20 protein-coding genes are annotated in these 19604 nt (G+C 57.5%); 12 read left to right on the top strand and 8 right to left on the bottom strand.

Annotated elements, in window-relative coordinates; all coding sequences use genetic code 11:
• Nucleotides 1–21 precede the first annotated feature (21 nt).
• Nucleotides 22–408 carry a hypothetical protein gene (locus tag K5L82_RS12575; RefSeq protein ID WP_223134381.1) on the top strand — a complete coding sequence of 129 codons (387 nt, stop codon included), beginning with the start codon at nucleotides 22–24 and terminating at the stop codon, nucleotides 406–408.
• An 8-nt stretch (nucleotides 409–416) separates the two neighbouring features.
• Here the strand turns inward: K5L82_RS12575 and K5L82_RS12580 are convergent, their stop codons facing one another.
• Nucleotides 417–1043, bottom strand: a complete 627-nt coding sequence (locus K5L82_RS12580) for a TetR/AcrR family transcriptional regulator (protein WP_223134382.1) — start codon at nucleotides 1041–1043, stop codon at nucleotides 417–419.
• 78 nt (nucleotides 1044–1121) lie between these two features.
• Here K5L82_RS12580 and K5L82_RS12585 point away from each other — a divergent pair, with 78 nt between their 5' ends.
• From K5L82_RS12585 to K5L82_RS12635, 11 genes are all read left to right on the top strand, one after another.
• Nucleotides 1122–1598 carry a hotdog fold domain-containing protein gene (locus tag K5L82_RS12585; RefSeq protein WP_207924312.1) on the top strand — a complete coding sequence of 159 codons (477 nt, stop codon included), beginning with the start codon at nucleotides 1122–1124 and terminating at the stop codon, nucleotides 1596–1598.
• Between the two features lie 214 nt (nucleotides 1599–1812).
• A complete protein-coding gene (locus K5L82_RS12590; protein ID WP_114335463.1) occupies nucleotides 1813–2391 on the top strand; it encodes an aminodeoxychorismate/anthranilate synthase component II in 579 nt (192 codons plus the stop codon).
• Between the two features lie 16 nt (nucleotides 2392–2407).
• Nucleotides 2408–3436: an anthranilate phosphoribosyltransferase gene (gene trpD / locus K5L82_RS12595; RefSeq protein ID WP_223134383.1), complete on the top strand. Its 1029-nt coding sequence runs from the start codon at nucleotides 2408–2410 to the stop codon at nucleotides 3434–3436.
• Nucleotides 3437–3443: 7 nt separating this feature from the next.
• Nucleotides 3444–4256 (top strand): indole-3-glycerol phosphate synthase TrpC, encoded by an 813-nt coding sequence (gene trpC, locus K5L82_RS12600; RefSeq protein WP_133007260.1) that lies wholly within the window; start codon nucleotides 3444–3446, stop codon nucleotides 4254–4256.
• Between the two features lie 22 nt (nucleotides 4257–4278).
• Nucleotides 4279–5646 carry an MATE family efflux transporter gene (locus tag K5L82_RS12605; RefSeq protein ID WP_223134384.1) on the top strand — a complete coding sequence of 456 codons (1368 nt, stop codon included), beginning with the start codon at nucleotides 4279–4281 and terminating at the stop codon, nucleotides 5644–5646.
• Between the two features lie 86 nt (nucleotides 5647–5732).
• A complete protein-coding gene (locus tag K5L82_RS12610; protein WP_223134385.1) occupies nucleotides 5733–7550 on the top strand; it encodes an IucA/IucC family protein in 1818 nt (605 codons plus the stop codon).
• A complete protein-coding gene (locus K5L82_RS12615) occupies nucleotides 7537–9363 on the top strand; it encodes an IucA/IucC family protein (RefSeq protein WP_223134386.1) in 1827 nt (608 codons plus the stop codon). Before K5L82_RS12610 ends, K5L82_RS12615 begins: the two co-directional genes overlap by 14 nt.
• On the top strand, nucleotides 9360–10661 hold the full coding sequence (locus K5L82_RS12620; protein WP_223134387.1) for an AMP-binding protein: 1302 nt from the start codon (nucleotides 9360–9362) through the stop codon (nucleotides 10659–10661). Before K5L82_RS12615 ends, K5L82_RS12620 begins: the two co-directional genes overlap by 4 nt.
• Nucleotides 10658–10921: a phosphopantetheine-binding protein gene (locus tag K5L82_RS12625; RefSeq protein ID WP_223134388.1), complete on the top strand. Its 264-nt coding sequence runs from the start codon at nucleotides 10658–10660 to the stop codon at nucleotides 10919–10921. The genes K5L82_RS12620 and K5L82_RS12625 overlap by 4 nt, the downstream gene beginning before the upstream one ends.
• A complete protein-coding gene (locus K5L82_RS12630) occupies nucleotides 10918–11931 on the top strand; it encodes a DUF6005 family protein (protein WP_223134389.1) in 1014 nt (337 codons plus the stop codon). The genes K5L82_RS12625 and K5L82_RS12630 overlap by 4 nt, the downstream gene beginning before the upstream one ends.
• Complete coding sequence (locus tag K5L82_RS12635) at nucleotides 11931–12797, top strand: sugar phosphate isomerase/epimerase family protein (RefSeq protein WP_133007253.1); 867 nt, start codon at nucleotides 11931–11933, stop codon at nucleotides 12795–12797. Before K5L82_RS12630 ends, K5L82_RS12635 begins: the two co-directional genes overlap by 1 nt.
• On the opposite strand, the gene K5L82_RS12640 is transcribed toward K5L82_RS12635, so the two are convergent.
• The 7 genes from K5L82_RS12640 to K5L82_RS12670 all read right to left on the bottom strand — a co-directional run bounded on the left by K5L82_RS12640 (nucleotide 12773) and on the right by K5L82_RS12670 (nucleotide 19598).
• Nucleotides 12773–13063 (bottom strand): DUF2218 domain-containing protein, encoded by a 291-nt coding sequence (locus K5L82_RS12640; RefSeq protein ID WP_133007252.1) that lies wholly within the window; start codon nucleotides 13061–13063, stop codon nucleotides 12773–12775. The two genes, K5L82_RS12635 and K5L82_RS12640, sit on opposite strands and share 25 nt — an antisense overlap.
• Before the next feature lie 16 nt (nucleotides 13064–13079).
• Nucleotides 13080–13865 (bottom strand): ABC transporter ATP-binding protein, encoded by a 786-nt coding sequence (locus K5L82_RS12645; RefSeq protein WP_223134390.1) that lies wholly within the window; start codon nucleotides 13863–13865, stop codon nucleotides 13080–13082.
• Nucleotides 13862–14956, bottom strand: a complete 1095-nt coding sequence (locus K5L82_RS12650; protein ID WP_133007250.1) for a FecCD family ABC transporter permease — start codon at nucleotides 14954–14956, stop codon at nucleotides 13862–13864. The genes K5L82_RS12645 and K5L82_RS12650 overlap by 4 nt, the downstream gene beginning before the upstream one ends.
• Entirely contained in the window at nucleotides 14953–16101 is a 1149-nt protein-coding gene (locus tag K5L82_RS12655; RefSeq protein ID WP_133007249.1) for an ABC transporter substrate-binding protein, read from the bottom strand. Before K5L82_RS12655 ends, K5L82_RS12650 begins: the two co-directional genes overlap by 4 nt.
• Before the next feature lie 8 nt (nucleotides 16102–16109).
• Nucleotides 16110–18077: a TonB-dependent receptor domain-containing protein gene (locus tag K5L82_RS12660; protein WP_133007248.1), complete on the bottom strand. Its 1968-nt coding sequence runs from the start codon at nucleotides 18075–18077 to the stop codon at nucleotides 16110–16112.
• A gap of 122 nt (nucleotides 18078–18199) precedes the next feature.
• Complete coding sequence (locus K5L82_RS12665; protein ID WP_133007247.1) at nucleotides 18200–18904, bottom strand: response regulator transcription factor; 705 nt, start codon at nucleotides 18902–18904, stop codon at nucleotides 18200–18202.
• Nucleotides 18905–18974: 70 nt separating this feature from the next.
• On the bottom strand, nucleotides 18975–19598 hold the full coding sequence (locus tag K5L82_RS12670; protein ID WP_223134391.1) for a DUF4202 domain-containing protein: 624 nt from the start codon (nucleotides 19596–19598) through the stop codon (nucleotides 18975–18977).
• Nucleotides 19599–19604 lie beyond the last annotated feature (6 nt).

Here is a 19604-nt window from a genome sequence, read left to right on the forward strand (position 1 = left end):
GTGACTGATAAGGTTTTAACCATGACAGACAATGCCCGTATCCGCTTTTTGGTGCTGTTCTCAATCAGCCCGGAGAAAATGACCGATGTCGGCGACTTTGTGGCGGGCCATTTGTCGCAGCGGTTTGGTGGAACCACGGTGCTGCATTCTTCCGACAGCGCAACTTTAACCGGGTTCTGGGCTGATGATGGTCAGGCGTTCAAATCCGCCTACGAGGGCGAAATCCACAAGGAGCCAGTGATCAGTCTGATGCTGTCGGTAATGCCGGACGACGAGGAAGAAGCCTTCAGCCGGATTAAGGCCACACTGGCAGAGGCCGCCAAACGCTTTGCGCTGGATTGCCGACACGTGCATGTGGAAACCCTGCGCGCGTCAGCACGGCATTTTGATCTTCAGGCCGAAGTTTGATCTCGGCTTCAGGCGTCTGCACGTGGGGCAACCGCTATAGAGCGCCAAGCCGCATCAGCGAACACATCAATGTGCTCTAGTGGGGACGTGGTTACACGGCCCGATAGCCACGCGCGACAGTAGTTTTCCGACTGACCAATCAGTAGTGACGGATAGGTTTCAGCTGGCAATGAGCGAATCAGGCCTGCTTCAACAGCAATTAACAAAAACTTCTTAAGCGCTCCATAGCGCACCTCATTGCGCTCCTTTAACTGCTCTTTTCGCGCCCCGGTAGAAATACTTTTACGAGACTCAAACATAAAGCGCGCGAGGCGGGGGTTTCCAACAATCCATTCAATGTAGACACTAACCCATGCTTTGAGGGCCTCGCGAACGCTGCTCGTCTTCAGCAGCGCGACCTTGAAGCTCGCCTGCTGGTCATCAAGGGCCGCGAAATAAATCGCCGCGGCCAACCCTTCCTTGCTGCCAAAATGATGGTAAATCGTCCCCGTGCTGCTACCGGATTTCTCCCTGATTTCCTCGATCGTTACAGCCTCGAATCTCCCCTCATCAAAACACTTTAACGCGCAACTCAAAATATGGCGCTTCGTCGCTTTATTGGTGCCCGGGTACGCACGCTCAAATGCTGGCTCCATCTGATCGGCTCCTCAGCCATTGACAGAATATAATTCTAGAATAATATTCTAAAAAACTTAACAACGGTACCGCTGATTATGAAAAATACGATTCAACCCAACCTCGCGCTGTTCCAAAAAATGAGTTCGCTCCCCATGGGGCGGCAACTGTTCAGCAAGGGCGTGTGTATCAAGGCGCCATATTTCAATTCCATCAAGCCGCTCATGACCGACCTGCGACCAGGAAAAGCAGAAGTCCAAGTCAAAAAACATCGCGCGATACAAAATCATCTGGGCACGGTTCACGCTATTGCTATGTGCAATATGGCCGAGTTGGCCGGAGGTATGATGACAGACGTCAGCATACCGACGACTCATCGATGGATCCCCAAAGGAATGAAAGTCGAGTACCTCAGCAAAGCCACCAGCGATTTAACCGCCGTAGCAACAGGGACTCTGCCCGACGTCTGGCCCGACGCTGACGAGTTCACTGCTAATGTCGACATTAAAGACCGGCAGGGCGTTTCGGTTGCGCGGATGGAAATTGCAATGTGGGTCTCGGTGAAGAAGAAATAGCAGAAGTAGCCATTTTCAAAGCGAATAAAGGAAAAAGGACTTTCCTGCTGGATGCTCTCGAGCAACTGAGTGTTGTACCGGTGCCTGCCGGCTGCAATAATCGTTCGTCTTTAAACGCACTCATTTCAAACGAAAGCCACTGAGAGTAATATTGTGAGTAACACCGCCAGCACGGCAGTAAAATACACTTACAAAACGATAGGTTAGAACTGCTATGCTGCTGATGATTGATAACTACGATTCCTTCACCTACAACATTGTCCAGTATCTGGCCGAGCTGGGTACCGAGGTTCAGGTGCACCGGAACGATGAAATCACCATTGAGGAAATCGAGGCGCTGAACCCGGAGCGACTGGTGATTTCCCCCGGCCCCTGCACCCCCAACGAAGCGGGCATTTCCATGGAAGCCATTCGCCATTTTGCCGGCAAGCTTCCGATTCTGGGCATTTGCCTTGGCCATCAGTCTATTGGGCAGGTGTTTGGCGGCGACACCATTCGCGCCGGGCGCGTAATGCACGGCAAGGTGTCCCCCGTTTACCACAAAGACACAGGCGTGTTCCGGGGCTTGAACAATCCGCTACAAGCTACCCGTTACCACAGTTTGGTGATTGATCAGAACACCCTGCCGGATTGCCTGGAAGTGACCGCCTGGACCCGCAACGAAGACGGCTCCATCGAAGAAATCATGGGTGTGCGCCACAAGACTTTGCCGATTGAAGGCGTGCAGTTCCACCCCGAGTCGATCATGACCGAGCAAGGCCACGAATTGCTGCGCAACTTCCTCAAATCCTAAGAAAGGACACCCCCGCATGGATATGAAACAAGCCCTCGACCGCATTGCTGCCAATCTGGATTTGTCCCGTGAGGAAATGAAGGATGTGATGCGCATCGTGATGAAAGGCGAAGCCACCGATGCGCAGGTGGGTGCCTTTCTGATGGGGTTGCGTCTGAAGAGCGAAACCATTGACGAGATTACCGGTGCCACCGAAGTCATGCGAGAGCTGGTCACCAAAGTTGAGATTAATGCGGAGCCGCTGGTTGATATCGTGGGTACGGGCGGTGATGGTGCGAATCTGTTCAACGTATCGTCTGCGGCCTCGTTCGTGGTTGCCGCGGCTGGCGGCTTTGTGGCTAAGCACGGTAACCGGGGCGTGTCATCCAAGAGCGGCAGTGCCGATTTGATTGAGAAAGCCGGTGTGAATCTAACCATGTCACCGGAAGAAGTTGCCCGCTGCGTGGAAGAAATCGGCGTGGGCTTTATGTTTGCCCCGTCTCACCACGGCGCGATGAAGCACGCCATTGGCCCCCGCAAAGAACTGGGCTGCCGGACCATTTTCAACATCCTTGGCCCCATGACCAACCCCGCGGGCGTGAAGCGTCAGCTGATCGGAGTGTTCACCAAAGCCCTGTGCCGCCCGATGGCGGAGGTGATGCAGCGTTTGGGTGCCGAGCACATCATGGTGGTGCACTCGAAAGACGGGCTGGATGAAATCAGCCTGGCCACCGAGACCTACGTGGCCGAATTGAAAGACGGCGAGATCACCGAATACAGCATCACCCCGGAAGACCTGGGCATCAAGAGCCAAGCGCTCGTAGGCCTGACCGTGGATTCGTCTGAAGAATCCCTGAAGCTCATCCGTTCAGCGTTCGGTCGTCAGCACGACGAAACCACCGAAAAAGCCCGCGACATGATCGCCTTGAACGCCGGCGCGGCGATTTACATTGCCGGTTTGGCCAACACGCCGCAAATGGGCGTAGAAATGGCGCTGGACGCCATGGGCTCTGGCCTGGCTGCAGGCAAGATGTCTGAGCTTGCCGATTTTTCCCACTGCTTCTGAGGCCGACATGACAAACAGGCACAATGATCGTACCCCCACCATTCTGCGCAAGATTGTGGAGCGCAAATGGCAGGAAGTGGACGAGCGCAAACCGAAAACCTCCATGGCTGACCTCAAGGCCATGGCAGGCGACCAGCCGCCGGCGCGAGGCTTCGCGAATGCTCTGCGTTCGCGCATTGAACAACAGCAGACGGCGGTGATTGCCGAGATCAAAAAAGCCTCCCCCAGCAAAGGCATTCTGCGCGACCCGTTCGAGCCGGAAGCCATTGCTGAAAGCTACGAAAAAGGCGGCGCGGCCTGTTTGTCAGTATTGACTGACCAAGACTTCTTCCAAGGCCACGAAGACTATCTGAAAGCAGCACGAGCGGCCTGCAGCCTGCCGGTGATCCGCAAGGATTTCATGGTCGCGCCGTATCAGGTCTACGAAAGCCGTGCCATCGGCGCCGACTGCATTCTGCTGATCGCCGCCTGCCTGACCAAAGACCAGATGCAGGAATTGGAAGGCATTGCCCATGAGATCGGGCTGGATGTGTTGGTGGAAGTGCACAACGGCGAAGAGATGGACGATGCGCTAACCTTGAGCACTCCACTGGTGGGTATTAACAACCGTAACCTGCACACCTTCGAGGTGTCGCTGGACACCACCTTCGACCTGTATCAGCGCATTGGGTCTGACCGTTTGGCCATTACCGAAAGCGGCATTATGACCCGTGCAGACGTGCAGACCATGACCGAGCGTGGTATTTACGGTTTCCTGATCGGCGAGTCGTTTATGCGTGCACCGGAACCCGGCGAGAAGCTGCAAGAACTATTCAGCTGATTCATTCAGCCATGGAAGCGCAATGACCAGCCCCAACGCAGAAGCGAACGACCCAATCCTGGCCGGCCCTTATTGGCCGGCTTTTTTCCGCTATGCCCTACCCTCGGTGGCCGGGCTGCTCGCGCTCACCACCGCCAGCATTGTGGATGGCATTTTCATCGGCAATTTTGCCGGGGCCGACGCGCTCGCGGCGCTGAACCTGCTGATTCCCTGGTTTACGCTAATGTTCGGGCTGGCGTTGGCGTTGGCCATTGGAGGCACGGTACGGGCCGGTCGATATTTGGGTGAAGGCAACCGGGCTGCCGCGTCTGCGATCTTCAGCAAATGCATGACAGCAACGCTGGCGCTGGCTTTGACCGGCGCGCTGGTCGGGCTGCTGTTTCACGAATCCATTTATCGATTACTCGGGGCGTCACCCAGCGTCTTCCCGCTGATGTCCGAATACTATCTGGTGATTATCTGGGTGATAGTGGTGCAGCTGCTGACCATGGTGCTGTATTACTTCGTCCGGGTAGACGGTTTTCCCGGGCTGGCCACCACGGCACTGGTGTTGGGTGCGGCTGCCAACATCGCACTGGATGCGTTGCTGGTAGGGTATCTGGAATACGGCCTGCGCGGTGCCGCCATCGCCACCGGCATAGCTCAGGTCCTGCAGCTCTCGGTGTTGGCTCTGTATTTTGCCAAACCCACGCGCAAGCTGACATTCCGGCTGCAGCAACAAAACTGGCGCGAAGTGCCCAAGGCCTTCGCCAATGGCGTGTCTGAGTGGATCAACGAGATGTCGGTGGGCTTGGTGATGCTGCTAATCAACTGGCTGCTGATGACCTCTCAAGGGCTGGCCGGGGTGGCGGCATTCACCGTAGTGAACTACCTGATCTTCCTCAGCCTGATGGTGTTTTACGGCATTGCCGACGCAATGCATGTGTTGATCAGCCACAATCTGGGCGCAGGCAATGCCGAACGCATCCGTCGGTTCATGGGCTGCGGGGCTATGGTGATTCTGGCCTTGGCACTGACACTGGTCGGCACGGTATGGCTATTCGGCAATGACGTGGTTCGGCTGTTCCTCGACACTTCGGCAGACCCGGCCACGGCGCAGTTAGCCGATCAGTATCTCGCCATCCTTTGGCCGCTTTTTTTGGTCAACGGCATCAACGTACTGCTGTCGGTGTACCTCACCGCCACCCACCAACCTCTGCCCTCGGCGGTGGTGGCGTTCTCCCGCAGCCTGGTGTTACCGGCTCTGTTGCTGATGAGTATCACCCGCTTTGCACCAGACTGGCCGCTACTACTGGCGCTGCCTATCGCCGAATGGCTGACCTTCGGGCTCGCGCTGGCGCTGTTTATTCGCTTTCGGCCCCAGCGTTTGATTATGTCTCGCACGGCTTAGCGCCAAATGTAAAAGATGTAAATATATTTCAATTGAGGATAATTCTCATTTAGATTAACTCCAAATTCTGACTTTGGAGTGTCGACATGGGACCGTCCGCCCGCGCGATTGCCGAACAGGCAAGCTTTCAAGCTTTTCTTCATGGTTATCTGCAGGAAATAGATCCCGGTCAGTGGCGTGAAAACACTCGCTCTGCCCGCACGCCCAACCAATGGACCTGCGAGCTGTCACTTGAAAGCCAGCGCTCCCGCCTCGCCATCAACATTGTGTACCATTCTGACCTTGGCCGGCATCGCTACGGCAAAGTACAGCAGTGGCTGAGCGGCCGCTATTGCTGGGCCGAGATTGAGCCCTTTCAGGCCATGTGCCTGCTGGTGCGGGAGCTCTACGCTCGTTCGGCGGGCATGGTGCCGGAACTGCGCAAACAGCGGGAACTGGAGCTGCTGCACCGGCTGACCGACAGCTACGGCGTGATGACCCGCTACGTTGCCAAACGCCGGCACGACCCGCGCCTTCACCAGAACGGGTTTCTTGAGGCTGAGCAATCCCTGCTGTTCGGCCACGCCAGCCACCCCACTCCGAAAAGCCGGCAAGGCATGCCGGAATGGCAGCAAGACGCTTACGCGCCCGAGCTGACAAACCGGTTTCAGCTGCATTACTTCATGGTGCACAAATCCTGCGTGGAGGAAGATTCGGCAACCGCTTTGCCCGCCAGGGCTATGGCAGAGTTTCTGATCAAAGGTGGCCACCCCACATTAAACCTGCCCGACGACCACGTTCTGATACCGGCCCACCCGCTGCAGGCCCAGTGGTTGCTACTGCAACCGCCTGTGCAAAGCGCCGTTGAAGACGGTGTAATTCATCCCTTGGGAGCGCTGGGGCCGGAGTTTTCCGCAACGTCGTCCGTGCGTACTCTTTACAGCGAGCAAGCCGACTGGATGCTGAAGTTCTCCATTCCGGTCAAAGTGACCAACTCATTGCGGGTTAACAAGGTGCCGGAGTTGCGAGCCGGCGTGGTGATGGCCCGGTTAATTCAACAAACCGGCTTTGCCGAGAGCGAGCCGGCGTTCCGCATCCTGCAAGATCCCGCCTACTTAACGGTAAAACTGCCCGGGCAGGCCGAAAGCGGGTTTGAGGTGATCTTTCGGGAAAACCCCTTCCCCAAGGGCCAGAACCACGGCGTGATCAGCCTTGCTGCGCTGACCCAAGACCCTTTGCCGGGGCGCAATTCCCGGTTGCTGAGCCTGATCGAAGGCGTGGCGCTAAATGAAAACCGCAGTCTGGCATCCGTCAGTCGGGATTGGTTCCAGCATTACCTCGCCTGCGCCATCGCGCCCGCCCTGCGGCTGTACGACGAATACGGCATTGCGCTGGAAGCCCATCAACAGAACAGCCTTCTGGACATTCGCGGCGGCTACCCGGATGCCTATTACTACCGGGACAACCAAGGCTACTACCTGTCCGAGAGTCGGCGCGAGTCATTGACGGCGCTGTGCCCGGATGTGCGTGATACTCCGGAGCTGTTCTATCGGGATGCGATGATTCGCGACCGCTTCTGTTATTACCTGATTGTGAACCAGCTGTTTTCGGTGATTGCCCGCTTCGGCGTGGATGGGCTGGTGTCAGAGGCGGTTCTGCTGCGGCAGCTGCGCAGTTTTTTGCAGTCGGAACTGGTGCGCCTTGATGGCCCGGCCCGGCCGTTAGTGGCCATGTTGCTGGAAGACAGCTGCCTGCCCTACAAAGGCAACCTGCTGACCCGTGTGCACGATGTCGATGAGCTGAACGCCGAGCTGGAAATGGCCGTGTATACCAGCATCCCCAACCCGCTGTGTCGCCGTGTGCAATCTGTACTACCCAGCCAGCTACGCAAACAAGCCGTTGAGGTGCACCATGGCGCTGCGTAATCCGCTGGCCGAATCCGCTTCGGTGGCGGCACTTGCAGAAACCCCACAGCAACGGGTACTTCGACAACTGCTGGAGGCCTTATTGTTTGAAGGCCTTCTGCCTTGCTACAAAACCGATCCCCGCAGCGAAAGCTGGCAGTGGCTAAACTTTCCGTTAGGCACGCTGCAGGCCCGCTGCCGGGGCCGGGTTCGGGGCTTCAGTCGCGTACGTCTGGACATTGAAACCCTGAGTTTTTATCGCAATCAACGCCCGGTGACGGTGAGCCTAACGGCGCTTATTCAGGAGTTACCCGGCTCCCGATCTCGGTACCAGATACTGTTGAAAGAACTGACCTCCACTATCGCTAATGAAGAACAGCTTCAAAACAGCCATCAAACCCGCACGTTATACGATCGGCGCTCGCTGCACGGCGAAGCGTTGGACCGGGCCATTCATGAGGGGCACCCCTACCACCCGTGTTTCAAAAGCCGGGTGGGGTTTGGCGCCGACGATTTAATGCGCTACAGCCCAGAAGCCAGCGCCGGTTTCCGGCTACACTGGGTGGCCGTACCTCATTGCTATCTGGCCAGCCAGCTGCCCGCTTCTGACCTGGCATTCTGGCAAGCAGAGCTGGGCGAGGAAACGGCGTTTTTGCTGCGCGCGGCGTTTCATCGGGTTGGCATTGATTGGCAAGACTACGGCGCAGTGCCTATGCACCCTTGGCAATGGCAACACCTTAGTACCGGGCCGCTGGCCGGGCAGCTTAAGGACTTCGATATTCGCGATCTCGGGCCATTGGGCGACCGCTACCAGCCCAGCCAGTCGCTGCGTTCGCTGTTTAACCTGACTCATTCCACCAAGGCTTGCGTCAAGCTGCCACTGGGCATTCACAACACTTCTTCTCGCCGGCATCTGGAGCCGCATTCGGTGCCATCGGCACCGGCCATCAGCCGCTGGTTGGAGGCGATTATTGAATCAGACCCAAGGCTCTCGCAAGACTACCCGCTCCGGCTGCTACCGGAGTACGCCAGCCTGAGTTTCATCGCGCAACCCGGCACCCTGCCCGGGCAACACCCGCTTGAAGGCGAGTTGGCTGTCATCTGGCGCACCAGCCTCAGCGCCCGGTTGTACGAGGGCGAACAGGCGGTGCCGCTGAATGCGCTGTTTCAATGGCAACCCGACAGCCAGCCGTTCATCCAACCGTGGGTGCAGCGGTACGGCCTTGAGCCCTGGCTGAACGCTACGCTTTCGGCCTTGATTCTGCCGGTCTGGCACATGCTGGCCGCCCACGGCGTTGGCTTAGAAGCCCACGCTCAAAACAGCCTACTGATTGTACGGGAAGGCTGGCCCAATGCGCTGTTGTTGCGGGATTTCCACGATAGTGTGGAGTACGCCCGCAACTACCTCGCAGCCACCACGCCAGAACCGGATCTGGGCGAACGCCAAGCCGGTTACGATCAAGCACCGGATGATCTCTATTACCGGATGACGGGCCCCGAAGCCTTGCGAGAGCTGGCTGTGGATACCCTGTTCATCTACAACCTCAGCGAATTGGCCTTGCTGCTCGAAGATGCTTACGGGTTTGCAGAAACCCGATTCTGGGCCCAAGTGCGCAAGCTGCTGGACCAATACGCTTTGCAACACCCGGACCTTCGGCACCGATTGGCACAACTGGGCTGGGACCAGCCAAGGTTAAAAACCGAATCACTACTGACCCGAAAACTGCAACCGGACACGGGAACTTTGAGCCACTGGGTTCCCAATCCACTGGCCACCAGCCCGAACGGTTCCCCTGTTTCATTCACCGATCACCAGCAAGCGAGGTTATCGTGACTGCTCCTTTGTTTTACGTTGATAACACACCCTACAGCCAAGACGATTGTGACCGCATTGTGGCGCCATTGGTTAACTCCGGCCCGTTCCAAAATCCGGCCAGCTGCCGTTTGGCGGTTTGCCTGCAAGACACGGCCCACTGGCTGGCCCTGTGCCTGTGGCTGAAACCGCTGGGTGCCAGCGTGCTGCCTATTCATCCCGGCACGCCCCGGCAAGCAGCACTCACTCTGGCAAAAGACACTGGTTGCAGCCATTTACTGTTCGGGGACAGCCTGCGCGATGCCGCCCCGGAGACTGTCGACGCACGGGCACATTCGGGCCAGGCCACGGGGGGCGAGTTGATACAGCTCAGCTCTGGCACTACCGGCAAGCCCAAGACCATTGCCCGCTCGTGGCGAGACATCGACCGTGAACTCACGGCCTACGTTGAGCACTTCACTGAAGCGCAGCCACTCACGCCGGTGGTGGCCTGTCCGGTCACCCATTCCTATGGTTTGATCTGTGGCGTGTTGGCGGCATTGGAACGAGGTGCCACCCCGCACGTGGTCACCAATCTGAACCCCCGGTTCATTTTGTCACAGCTGCGTTCAGCGCCGGAGCACTTGTTGTATGCCTCTCCCACATTGGTCAGCCTGTTGATCCGGATACTGCCGCCAAGCGAGACGCTGCATACCGTGATGCTATCCGGCGCGCCTTTGTCTGCCCCGGTATTGAATCAGCTTAGGGACCGCTGCCAACGGCTGTGCCAGCAATACGGTTGCTCGGAGGCCGGTTGTGTTGCGCTCACAGCGAACGTGACCGAACCCGGTTTGCTGGGCACGCCCCTGCCCCATGTTTCGCTGGATGCCGGCACCTCTGCGGAGCAGCCTGACGACGTCCTGATTACCATCAAAGGCAGCGGCCAGCACATTAATACCCGGGATCTGGGCTATTTCGACGCCCACGGCCAATTGCACTTTCTGGCGCGCACCGACGACACCATTAACGTGGCGGGAATCAACGTTTACCCCGGCGCGGTCGAAGACGTGTACCTAAGTTACCCGGGCATACGGGAAGCAGTGGCTTACAAGCAAGCCGACAGTTTCGCTGGCGAGCGAGTGTGTCTGCGTTTTGTGGCGGATTCCGAGCTGGACATCGATCAGCTCAAACAATGGAGCCGTGAATACTTGTCGCCCCATCAGGTACCTGCGGTCATCGAGCAGGTGGAAACCATTCCGCGCCTGCCCAACGGAAAAGTTAGCCGCCGCCTTTTGAGCGAAGCGCCTGCCCACACGCTCGCAGCGGAGGTGCCTGCATGAGCGTCAACCGCCATGCCGCTATCAAGGCGGCTCTTCAGCAGCATTTGCCGAACACGCGGCTCTCCGCTTTCACGGGCAGTGCCCGTTTGAACGCGGATTTGGCCATCGACTCCATCATGTTGCTGCAATTGATTGTGCATCTGGAACTGGAACACGGCTTCAACCTGCCGGAAGAAACCTTACTGACGCAGGAACTCGAAACTGTGGATGATCTGGCCCGGCTGTTGGTCGCCAACGACCACAAGGAGCCGTCGCTGTGATCAAGGTGCACTGTTTTGTCAGCTGCGTGTGCGAGATCATCAAACGTACACCCGGGGTCGACCACCGTCCGTTTTACTTCGGCGTTTGGGATGCCGATTTTTCGGTGAATGATGCCATGGAGCTGTCGTACCACTCGCCCCACACCCGCCATAACGAGTTCCGTGACTGGTACAAGCTGCTGTACGGCATCAGCATTGAACCTTGGTACAACCCTGAGGCGGACAAAGAAACCAACATCCAGACATTGGTGTCGCTGGTGGAAAACCGGCCCTCGGACCGGCAAGTAATGGTGATGCTTGACCTGTACCGGCTACCCGAACGGGAGAACAAATTTCACCAGAATCCGTTTCCGCACTACGTGATGCTGGAAGCCACCGACAACCCCGGTGAATGGTTCATGTCTGATCCGGACTTCCGGTGGGAAGGGGTGTTGCCGAAAGCCCGGATTCTGGAATCCGTGCGCTCTCCGGCCGCCGCCGGTGGCTTCTATTTCGATGGTTTGAACATACACCACACGCCGGCTGAAACCGTTGCCGCCTACTTCGCGCAATGCATGAAGGCCAACCACAACCCGTTCACCGATGCCCTGCGGCGCATCCTTCGTGCCCATACCGGGCCCGATGCCTGCCAACCGCTGGCACACCTGTCCCATGCTTTTCGGGAAATTCCGGTGATGGCGATTCGCAAGTACGCCTACGAACACGCCTTCGCCTGGCTACTCGAAGATCAAGGCAAACAAGCCGAAGGCGCGCCCTGGTTTGAAGCGGTCTGCGAAGACATCGAACGTTTGGTGAAAACCTATACGCAAATTCAGTTTCGCGCTTTGAAATTGGTGATGTCCGGCAATAACGATCTGCTGGCCAGCGTTGAGCAACTGTTGAATGAACAAGATGAGCGGGAACTCGCCATCAAAACCAGCCTGCTGGAATTGTTCGATGACTGGCAGCGTTATCGCAACATCGGCGTGCCCCGAACCGATACCGAACAAGCCCCACTGGAGGTGCTGTGATGATCCGTTTTCACCTGTGTACCATCTCATTCCGGCACCATTTGGTGTCGTTACCAGAGCTGGCCGACTGGGCCAAACGCAACGGCTTCGACGGCATTGAACTTTGGGCCGTGCACGCACGCCATCTGGACCGGCAGCCTGCCTTGGATGGCCACTGGATAGAACGCCAGGGGCTGCGCATTCCCATGGTCAGCGATTACCTACCGCTGGATGGCAGTGAAGCGGAAGCGCTTCGCAAAACCCGCGAGGCCTGTCGGTTGGCAAAGCGTTGGCACGCAAACAAGGTGCGCACCTTTGCGGGGCCATTAGGCAGCGACGAGGTTTCGCCCGGCCAGCGCCGGGCTATGACTCAGCGGTTAAAAACTCTGACCCGGTGCGTGGCCGGTGAGGGCCTGTCGCTGATGCTGGAAACTCACCCAGGCACCTTGGCAGACACCGTGGGCTCCACCCTCGAACTGCTGAGCGACATTGACCACTCGGCCCTGGGGATCAACTTTGACGTGCTGCACGTTTGGGAGTCTGGTGCTAACCCTTTGGTTGCGCTTAAGCAGCTGGCACCCTGGGTACACCATTGTCACTTCAAGAACATTCAACAACACAGCCAGCTAGGCGTGTTTGCTCCCGCTAACGTGTATTCGCCAGCGGGTACGCGTGAGGGCATGGTGCCGGTTTTGGAGGGTGCGTGTGACTACCAGCCTATACTGGCAGAGCTGGCGGCGTGGCAATCAGAAGGCATCGATCTGGATGTGTCTCTGGAATGGTTCGGTTCGGACAGCTACCGGGTACTGAACAGCGATCTCCGCCAGCTACGCAAGGTGCTGGCAGAGCAATGCACTCAACCTCAAGCGGTCGCGGGGTTCCATTGAACCTCGGCCACCTCATCGCCAGCAAAGCGGATGAGGTGGGACGCCACCACCTGCCCCAACTCGTCCAATTCGTCCGCAGTCGGCGACTGGCATTCCAGCGACAGCGCTCCGTTTAGGGTACTCAACCGGCACTCTCCGATGGAGAAGGTGAGCAACCCGTTGGTTTCGCTCCACACGGCTTCGATCTTGTGGCTGAAATGTTTGCACAAGCGGTTAATCAAACGGCTGGGGTTTGCGGTGGATACTTGAGCGTTCATAAACGGCATAACAATCTCCTTGGGTTCAGCGAACACTGGCGGGCAAGGGGCGGTCCGCCAGCACAATGGGTTGGCCCTGTGAACAGCGTTCAATACGGGCTTCAATGCCGTAGGTGCGTGCCAGCAAGTCTGGCGTTAATACCTGTTCCGGCGTGCCGAGTTCGGCCTGACCGCCGGGCGACAACACCAGCACCTGGTCGCAATAACGCAACGCCAGATTGAGATCGTGGCACGCCACCAATGCCACAGAACGCTCTTGATGGGTGGCATCGCGCACGGCGTTGAGCACATTCAATTGCCAGTGCAGATCCAGCGCACTTGTGGGCTCATCCAACAGCATCAGCGGTGTCTGGCGTACCAGCACTTGCGCTAAGCCCACCATTTGCCGCTGACCACCCGACATTTCCGACAGCCGACGCAAGGCCAGCTGACGAATGCCCAGCGTATCGAACACATTTTCAATGGCTTGCTCTGTCTGTTCGCGAGTCCAGTCGCCCCGAGCCGAACGGCAGGCACTGAATACAGTTTCATAGGCCACCAATGGAATGGCTTGCGGCAGTGGCTGAGGCAGGTAGCCAATTCGCCGAGTGCGCTGATGCGAACTCAGCGCCGCCAGATTTTCACCGCCAAAGGTCATGTCACCGGAAATCGGCAGCAAACCTGCAATGGATTTCAGCAAGGTGGATTTACCGACCGCGTTCGGCCCGATCACAGCCACCAAGGCTCCCGCCGGTATTTCCGGCAGAGACAGGTTGTTAAACACGGCCCGGTTTCGGTAACCGGCGGTTACGGATTGCAGCTGCAATGTCACAACGCGACCCTCCGGCTGCGGCCGATAATCAAAAGGATAAACAAGGGAATGCCCACCAGCGCGGTGACTATACCCACCGGCAGCACCACACCCGGCACCAGCAGTTTGCTGGCGATGGAAGACAACGACAGCAACACCGCGCCGGCCAGCGCGCTGCCCGGAAGTAGGAAACGGTGATCTTCGCCGAGCATCAGCCGGGCAATGTGCGGGGCCACCAATCCGATAAAACCAATTTCGCCGACAAAACACATGGCGGCAGCGGTCAGCAGACTGACCCGCATCAGTACCGTAAGCCGCAGCCGTTCAACGCGGATGCCCAAACTGCGCGCCTGTTCTTCGCCACTGCGCAGCAGTGTCATAGCCCAGGCGTTGCGCAGCGAAAACGGCAGGCAGACCGCCAGCACCGCGGCGACGATCATAACTTTATCCAGACTCGCCCGGGCCAGACTGCCCATGGTCCAGAACACAATTTGCTGCACCGACTCTGCGTCTGCGACAAACTGGATCAGCCCCACCACGGCATTGATGCCGAATAACAGGGCGATACCAAACAGCACGACTGCATGCACCGACGCGCCCAAGGTGCGCGACAACAGCAAAATCAGCAAGGAAGCCACTGCGGCAAAAACAAACGCCGACAACGGCAGCAACACATGGGCCGCCAGCCCCAGAAAAGAGATGTTGAAGGCAATCACCAAAGATGCGCCCAGCGTAGCTGCCGCACCCACGCCCAAGGTGAACGGGCTGGCCAGCGGGTTATTCAACACCGTTTGCATCTCAGCACCGGCAAGGCCCAAGCAAGCGCCTACCACCACGGCCATCAAGGCATAGGGCAATCGAATGTCTTCAATAATCACCCGGGTACCGGCATCGAGGCTGTCCGGCTTCAGCAAGCCGTGGATCACATCGCCAAGGCCCAGCATGGACGGCCCGCTGGCGATGTCCACCAACAAGGCGGCGACAGCGATTACTGCCAGAGCCGCAAGACACAACACCCGCCGCAAGACAAAACGACGGTATTGGGCGGCCAGCGAGGTTCCCGGGGCTGAGTTATCCACAACGCCATTTGACGATGGGGCCACGGCGCTCATTCAGGAGTCTCCTGAGCACTAATCCAATAAACCCCATCCAGCTCGACTGGCTGAAAGCGTTGGTAGAATTCCACCAGCGTCGATTCCGGGTTCAGATCGGCAAAAGCTTCCGGGTGAAACCATCGGGCCAGAGCCTGAACAGCGATGACGTTCATCGGGGTGTTGTAAAAATGGTGCCAGATGGCCATGGCCTGCCCCTCACGGATGGGCTTTACCGCACGCAACCCGGGCCGGTTTGTGGCCTGAGCCAACGACGCTCGGGCCATGCCCGCATCGATACCGGCGCCGAGCATGACGTAGCTGTAGTCAGCGTCAGAGCGGGCGTACTTTTGCGAGCCGATGGCCGTGGCCACGTAGTAATCCGGCGGGTTGCTGATCAGGTATTCAAGGTTCAAGACCCCACTGACACCCGGTACTTTACCCTCGGCAATGTTGCGCGCGCCGGCGGCTTGGAGGAAGTGCCCCATCATGCCTTCAACCATAGTTTCACAGCAGCTGTCGTGCAGGCCTAGCCGGCTGTGCAGGAATACCGTGGGTTTATCCGGCGCCGGAATCTGCCCCACCACGTCGGTAACTTTCTTCAGCTGTTGGCGATAGAACCGATTAAAGGTTTTCGCCTGCTCTTGCCGACCCAGTACTTCGCCTAACACGGTCATGCTTTTCGGGGTATTCACCAGCGGGCTCCGCCGGAAGTCTATGAATACCACGGCGATGCCCGCCCGCTGCAGCTGGTCGATCAGCTGGCCGTTACGAGCTCCGGGGCCGTGTCCTTCCAGGCTGAAGATGGCGAGATCTGCGCCCATGGCGAGCACGCTTTCCAAACTGAAACTGTCGGCGGAGGTGTGGCCCACCCGTGGCACATCTGCCAGTTCCGGGAAGGCTTTCAAATACTGGGCGTACCCGCCCGGATCGGTCATTTCAAAATCCGGAAGCATACCGGCGAGGCGGTCAGGCAGGGCATCACCCTCCAGAATGGCAAGCGCTGGAATATACCGACTTTCACCCAATATAATCCGGTTTACCTCACCAGGCAGCTCCACCGAACGACCCGCTAAATCCGTAACGGTTCGGGCCGCGAACGAGACGTCCGCCCACAAACAGAAAAGGCCGCCCAGCAGGGCAGCAATAACTCGGGTTCTCAACATCAGGTACCTCAGAAACGCATGGCCAGACCAAGGCGGACATCCCGGCCTGGTGCGGGTAAGCCAACGACCCCTTCATAACCAGCAATATGCTCATAATCGGCGTTGCTGGCATGGTCGAGGTATTGATTGTCGCCCACATTCTTGACTGCCAGGGTCAGGCGCAGATCTTCGTTGCCGGTGGGCAACCAGTTTACGAACACGTCGTGCACGCCGTAGCCGGGCTTGTCGATGGTGCCCACTGACGTTTCCAGATTATCGATCCCCTGAACAAACTGGCCTTGCCAGCCAAATTCCAGATTGCGGTTCAATCGGTATGCGAGATCGGCCACCCAGGTGTCACCGATGGTGTTGCCCAGCAGGTTATGCTCGTACACGGTCAATGGCTGACCATCCACCTCGGCATCGTTGCTGTGGAAGCTTAAACCTGCGTTCAGGGCGTTCCATTGATAACCCGCGGAGATGCGGTAGCCGTCGGATTCAAGATCACCGATATTCTCGTAAATGGCCGGTCCGAATAACGCATCCGCGATGGCATCTTTAACTTCTGAACGGTAAACCTCAGCTGACAGAGTGAAATTCTGATAGGCGTAATCAAAGCCGACTTCGGTGTTTTTCGCTTTTTCGCCTTTCAGGTCCGGGTCGTTCTGTCCACGATCAATTTTGAACGCATCGTGAGGCATGGGGCCGCGGAACGCTTCCGCATAGCCTGCCTTCAGGGTCAGGCCATCCAGCACATGCCAGGCCAGACTGGCGTTCGGGCTCACGGCGTCTTCACTGAACTTCTGGTCGTTGTTGTCACGCAGGTTGTAGTCGTCGTAGCGGGCACCCGTGCTGAGCAACAATTGCTGGGTTAGCCACAGATCGGCTTGCAGATAAACGCCGAGAACATCGCCGGTTTCCTCTTCAGCGCGCTTATCGGTTTCGCCGCCGGCATTGATTTTATCTTCCCGGTAATCGACGCCGTAGGTCAGGCTGTGATCGCCGAGCTGGCTCGTGTTGCGTAGGTCACCACCGATACTGCGACTGAAACCATAGTAGCGCCCCCAGCGATCTTCGACGTTCTGCTCTACTTCCGATTCAGTCTGATACAAGGTGAATTCAGTATCCAGCCAGGGATTCCCTTCCGGAGCCACAGCGTAGTTCAGTGTGGTGGTGTCTCGGCGGCCGTCCAGCTCGTAAAGTTTGTTGAAACCGCTCACAACCCACTGTGGACGCTGCGGGCGTTCGCCCTCATCGGTGCGCACTTCGTGGCTGAGGCGCAGGGTTTGGCCGTTGCCAAAATGCCCCACTACTTTAGCCATACCCATTTGCTGGCGCGCATCGGTACCCGGTACTTCGTCGCCGTTGCCATCTTCATAGCGTTCGTGGTCGCTCTGGCTGACAGACACCAAGGTGCTCCACTGGTCGTTGAGGCGGCCAAAAATCGTGGAGTTCACGCCGTAGCCTTTGGTGTTCGAGAAGGAGCCCAATTTCACCAATGCACCTACGTTCTCACCCTCACGCAACAAGTCTTCAGGATCTTTGGTCACAAAACGAATGGCACCGCCCAGTGCGCCGGCCCCTGCCGTGGCTCTGCCGGCACCGGTTTCAACTTCTACCCGCTTCAACAGATCCGGGTCTACGGCGATACGACCCGTGTGGTGGAACAACGCGCCAGCCTGAGTGGCACCATCCACACTGACGTTCAGCAGCGGATCTTCAAAACCACGCACGTAGACTTTCTGCGCCACGCCCACGGAACCGCCCACACTCACCTCCGGTTCACCGGCGAATACATCTTCAAGATCGTCGGCCTGATAACGCTCAAGGGCTTGTGCGTCTACCACCGCGTCTGCCTCGGCCACGCGCTCAGCGGTTACCTCGATAGCATTCAGTGTGACGGGTTCAGCGTGAGCCAATGGCGCGGCCAAAAGCGCCAGCCAGAGGGTGCTGCGCCGAAACTGTGTGGGTTGTGCGACCGGGGATGAGACTGCCATAACGACCATACTCCATTATGATAAGCATTCGTATTTGGAATGCATTCTCGATAACTTGTGTCGCCAAGGGAACCGGTTTTACATTTGTTACATTTCGCCGTCATCGGCTGCCGAAAAATAAACTACCAGAAACAGTATCCTTTGCCATGAACCGTTTGCAGCCTATCCCCCGCCATACCAACCTCTACCAGCTTGCGGCGAATGCGGCTCAAGTGCATATCCAGACTACGGTCGTACCGGCTGAACTCTTTTTCGAGTACAACACGATAGAGGTAGGGTTTGCTCAGGGGTTCTCGTTGGTGCAGCACCAGAATCCAAAGTAACCGGAACTGAATAGGGGTCAGGGTTAACGGGCGTTCCTTATAAAACACCTGCATGGTTTGGCGGTCTAACTGCAGCTCGCCCACTGAAAGGCTTGAGGGCTCGGAGCGGTGATCAAGAGCGCCACGGGTACGCCGCAGCAACGCCTCAATGCGCAGGAACAATTCTGTGTAACTGAAGGGTTTGGGTACACAGTCGTCGGCGCCTTGCTGATAACCCAGTATGCGCTCGTCCTCGGAACCATCGTTAGTCAACATCATGACCGGTGTCTGGCAGGTTTTACGAAGCCTTTGTAATACTTCGAAGCCGTTCATGGTGGGCAACAAAACATCCAGCAGGATCATATCCAGCCGCTGTCCCAATGCCGCCACCAACGCTTGATCGCCTTGATGGCTTTGCAGCACTCGATACCCCTGAGAGGTTAACTGGCGGGCCAGTTGCTCACGGAGGCTTGGGTCGTCTTCGGCGATCAGAATCTTGGGATTATTGTTGGCAGAAACAGCCATTTATTGATACCGACTATCAAATGATAATAGGTATCATACGCAGCACTACTACCTGCCTCAAGTGTCGTAATTATTCGCTTGTTTCGGACAGGGCTTCTTGCAGCAACGCTAATAGATGGGGCGGCAGACTGCCCGCCAGCTGCAACGCAGCCTCATGGCCTCGCGGGGTCATTTTGGCCCAGGTACGGCGGACAATGGTGAGCCACTTGTCTTTGTCGTAATCCGGGTTTTCTTCGTAGAACCGGGCGAAGTAGCGCTCCAGAAACACCATACAAGCCACATCTTCCAGCAATTGGGTGTCTGGATCGTTGCGCAGTTCGCGCTTGGTGAGGATGGTTTCTACCCGCTCGCACTCTTCCTGCGGATAACCACATTCCGCCATGATTTCCGCCGCACGCCGACCGTGCATGCGGCCACAAGCCTGCCGCCACTGGTAGTAATTCTTCCGACCTTCGCCGAAATCACTTCTTGGCATGGTCCAGCGTTCGATGTGCTGGGCCCGACAGGCAATCTGCATACGCTCGGAAGGCTCCGCATCCAACGCAAACAACCAACGCGTCATGTGCAGACTATAGGCGTACTCCTTGGGGAGGTTCTCGCCGTTAACCTGCTCCATATTCGGATCGGTTCGATTGGCGCGATCAATGGCCTCAAGGGCCTCAAGGGCCTTCGTTAGCTTTATGGTTTGCGTCATTTTTGG

Source organism: Marinobacter sp. AL4B, from assembly GCF_019916045.1.
GTDB lineage: Bacteria > Pseudomonadota > Gammaproteobacteria > Pseudomonadales > Oleiphilaceae > Marinobacter.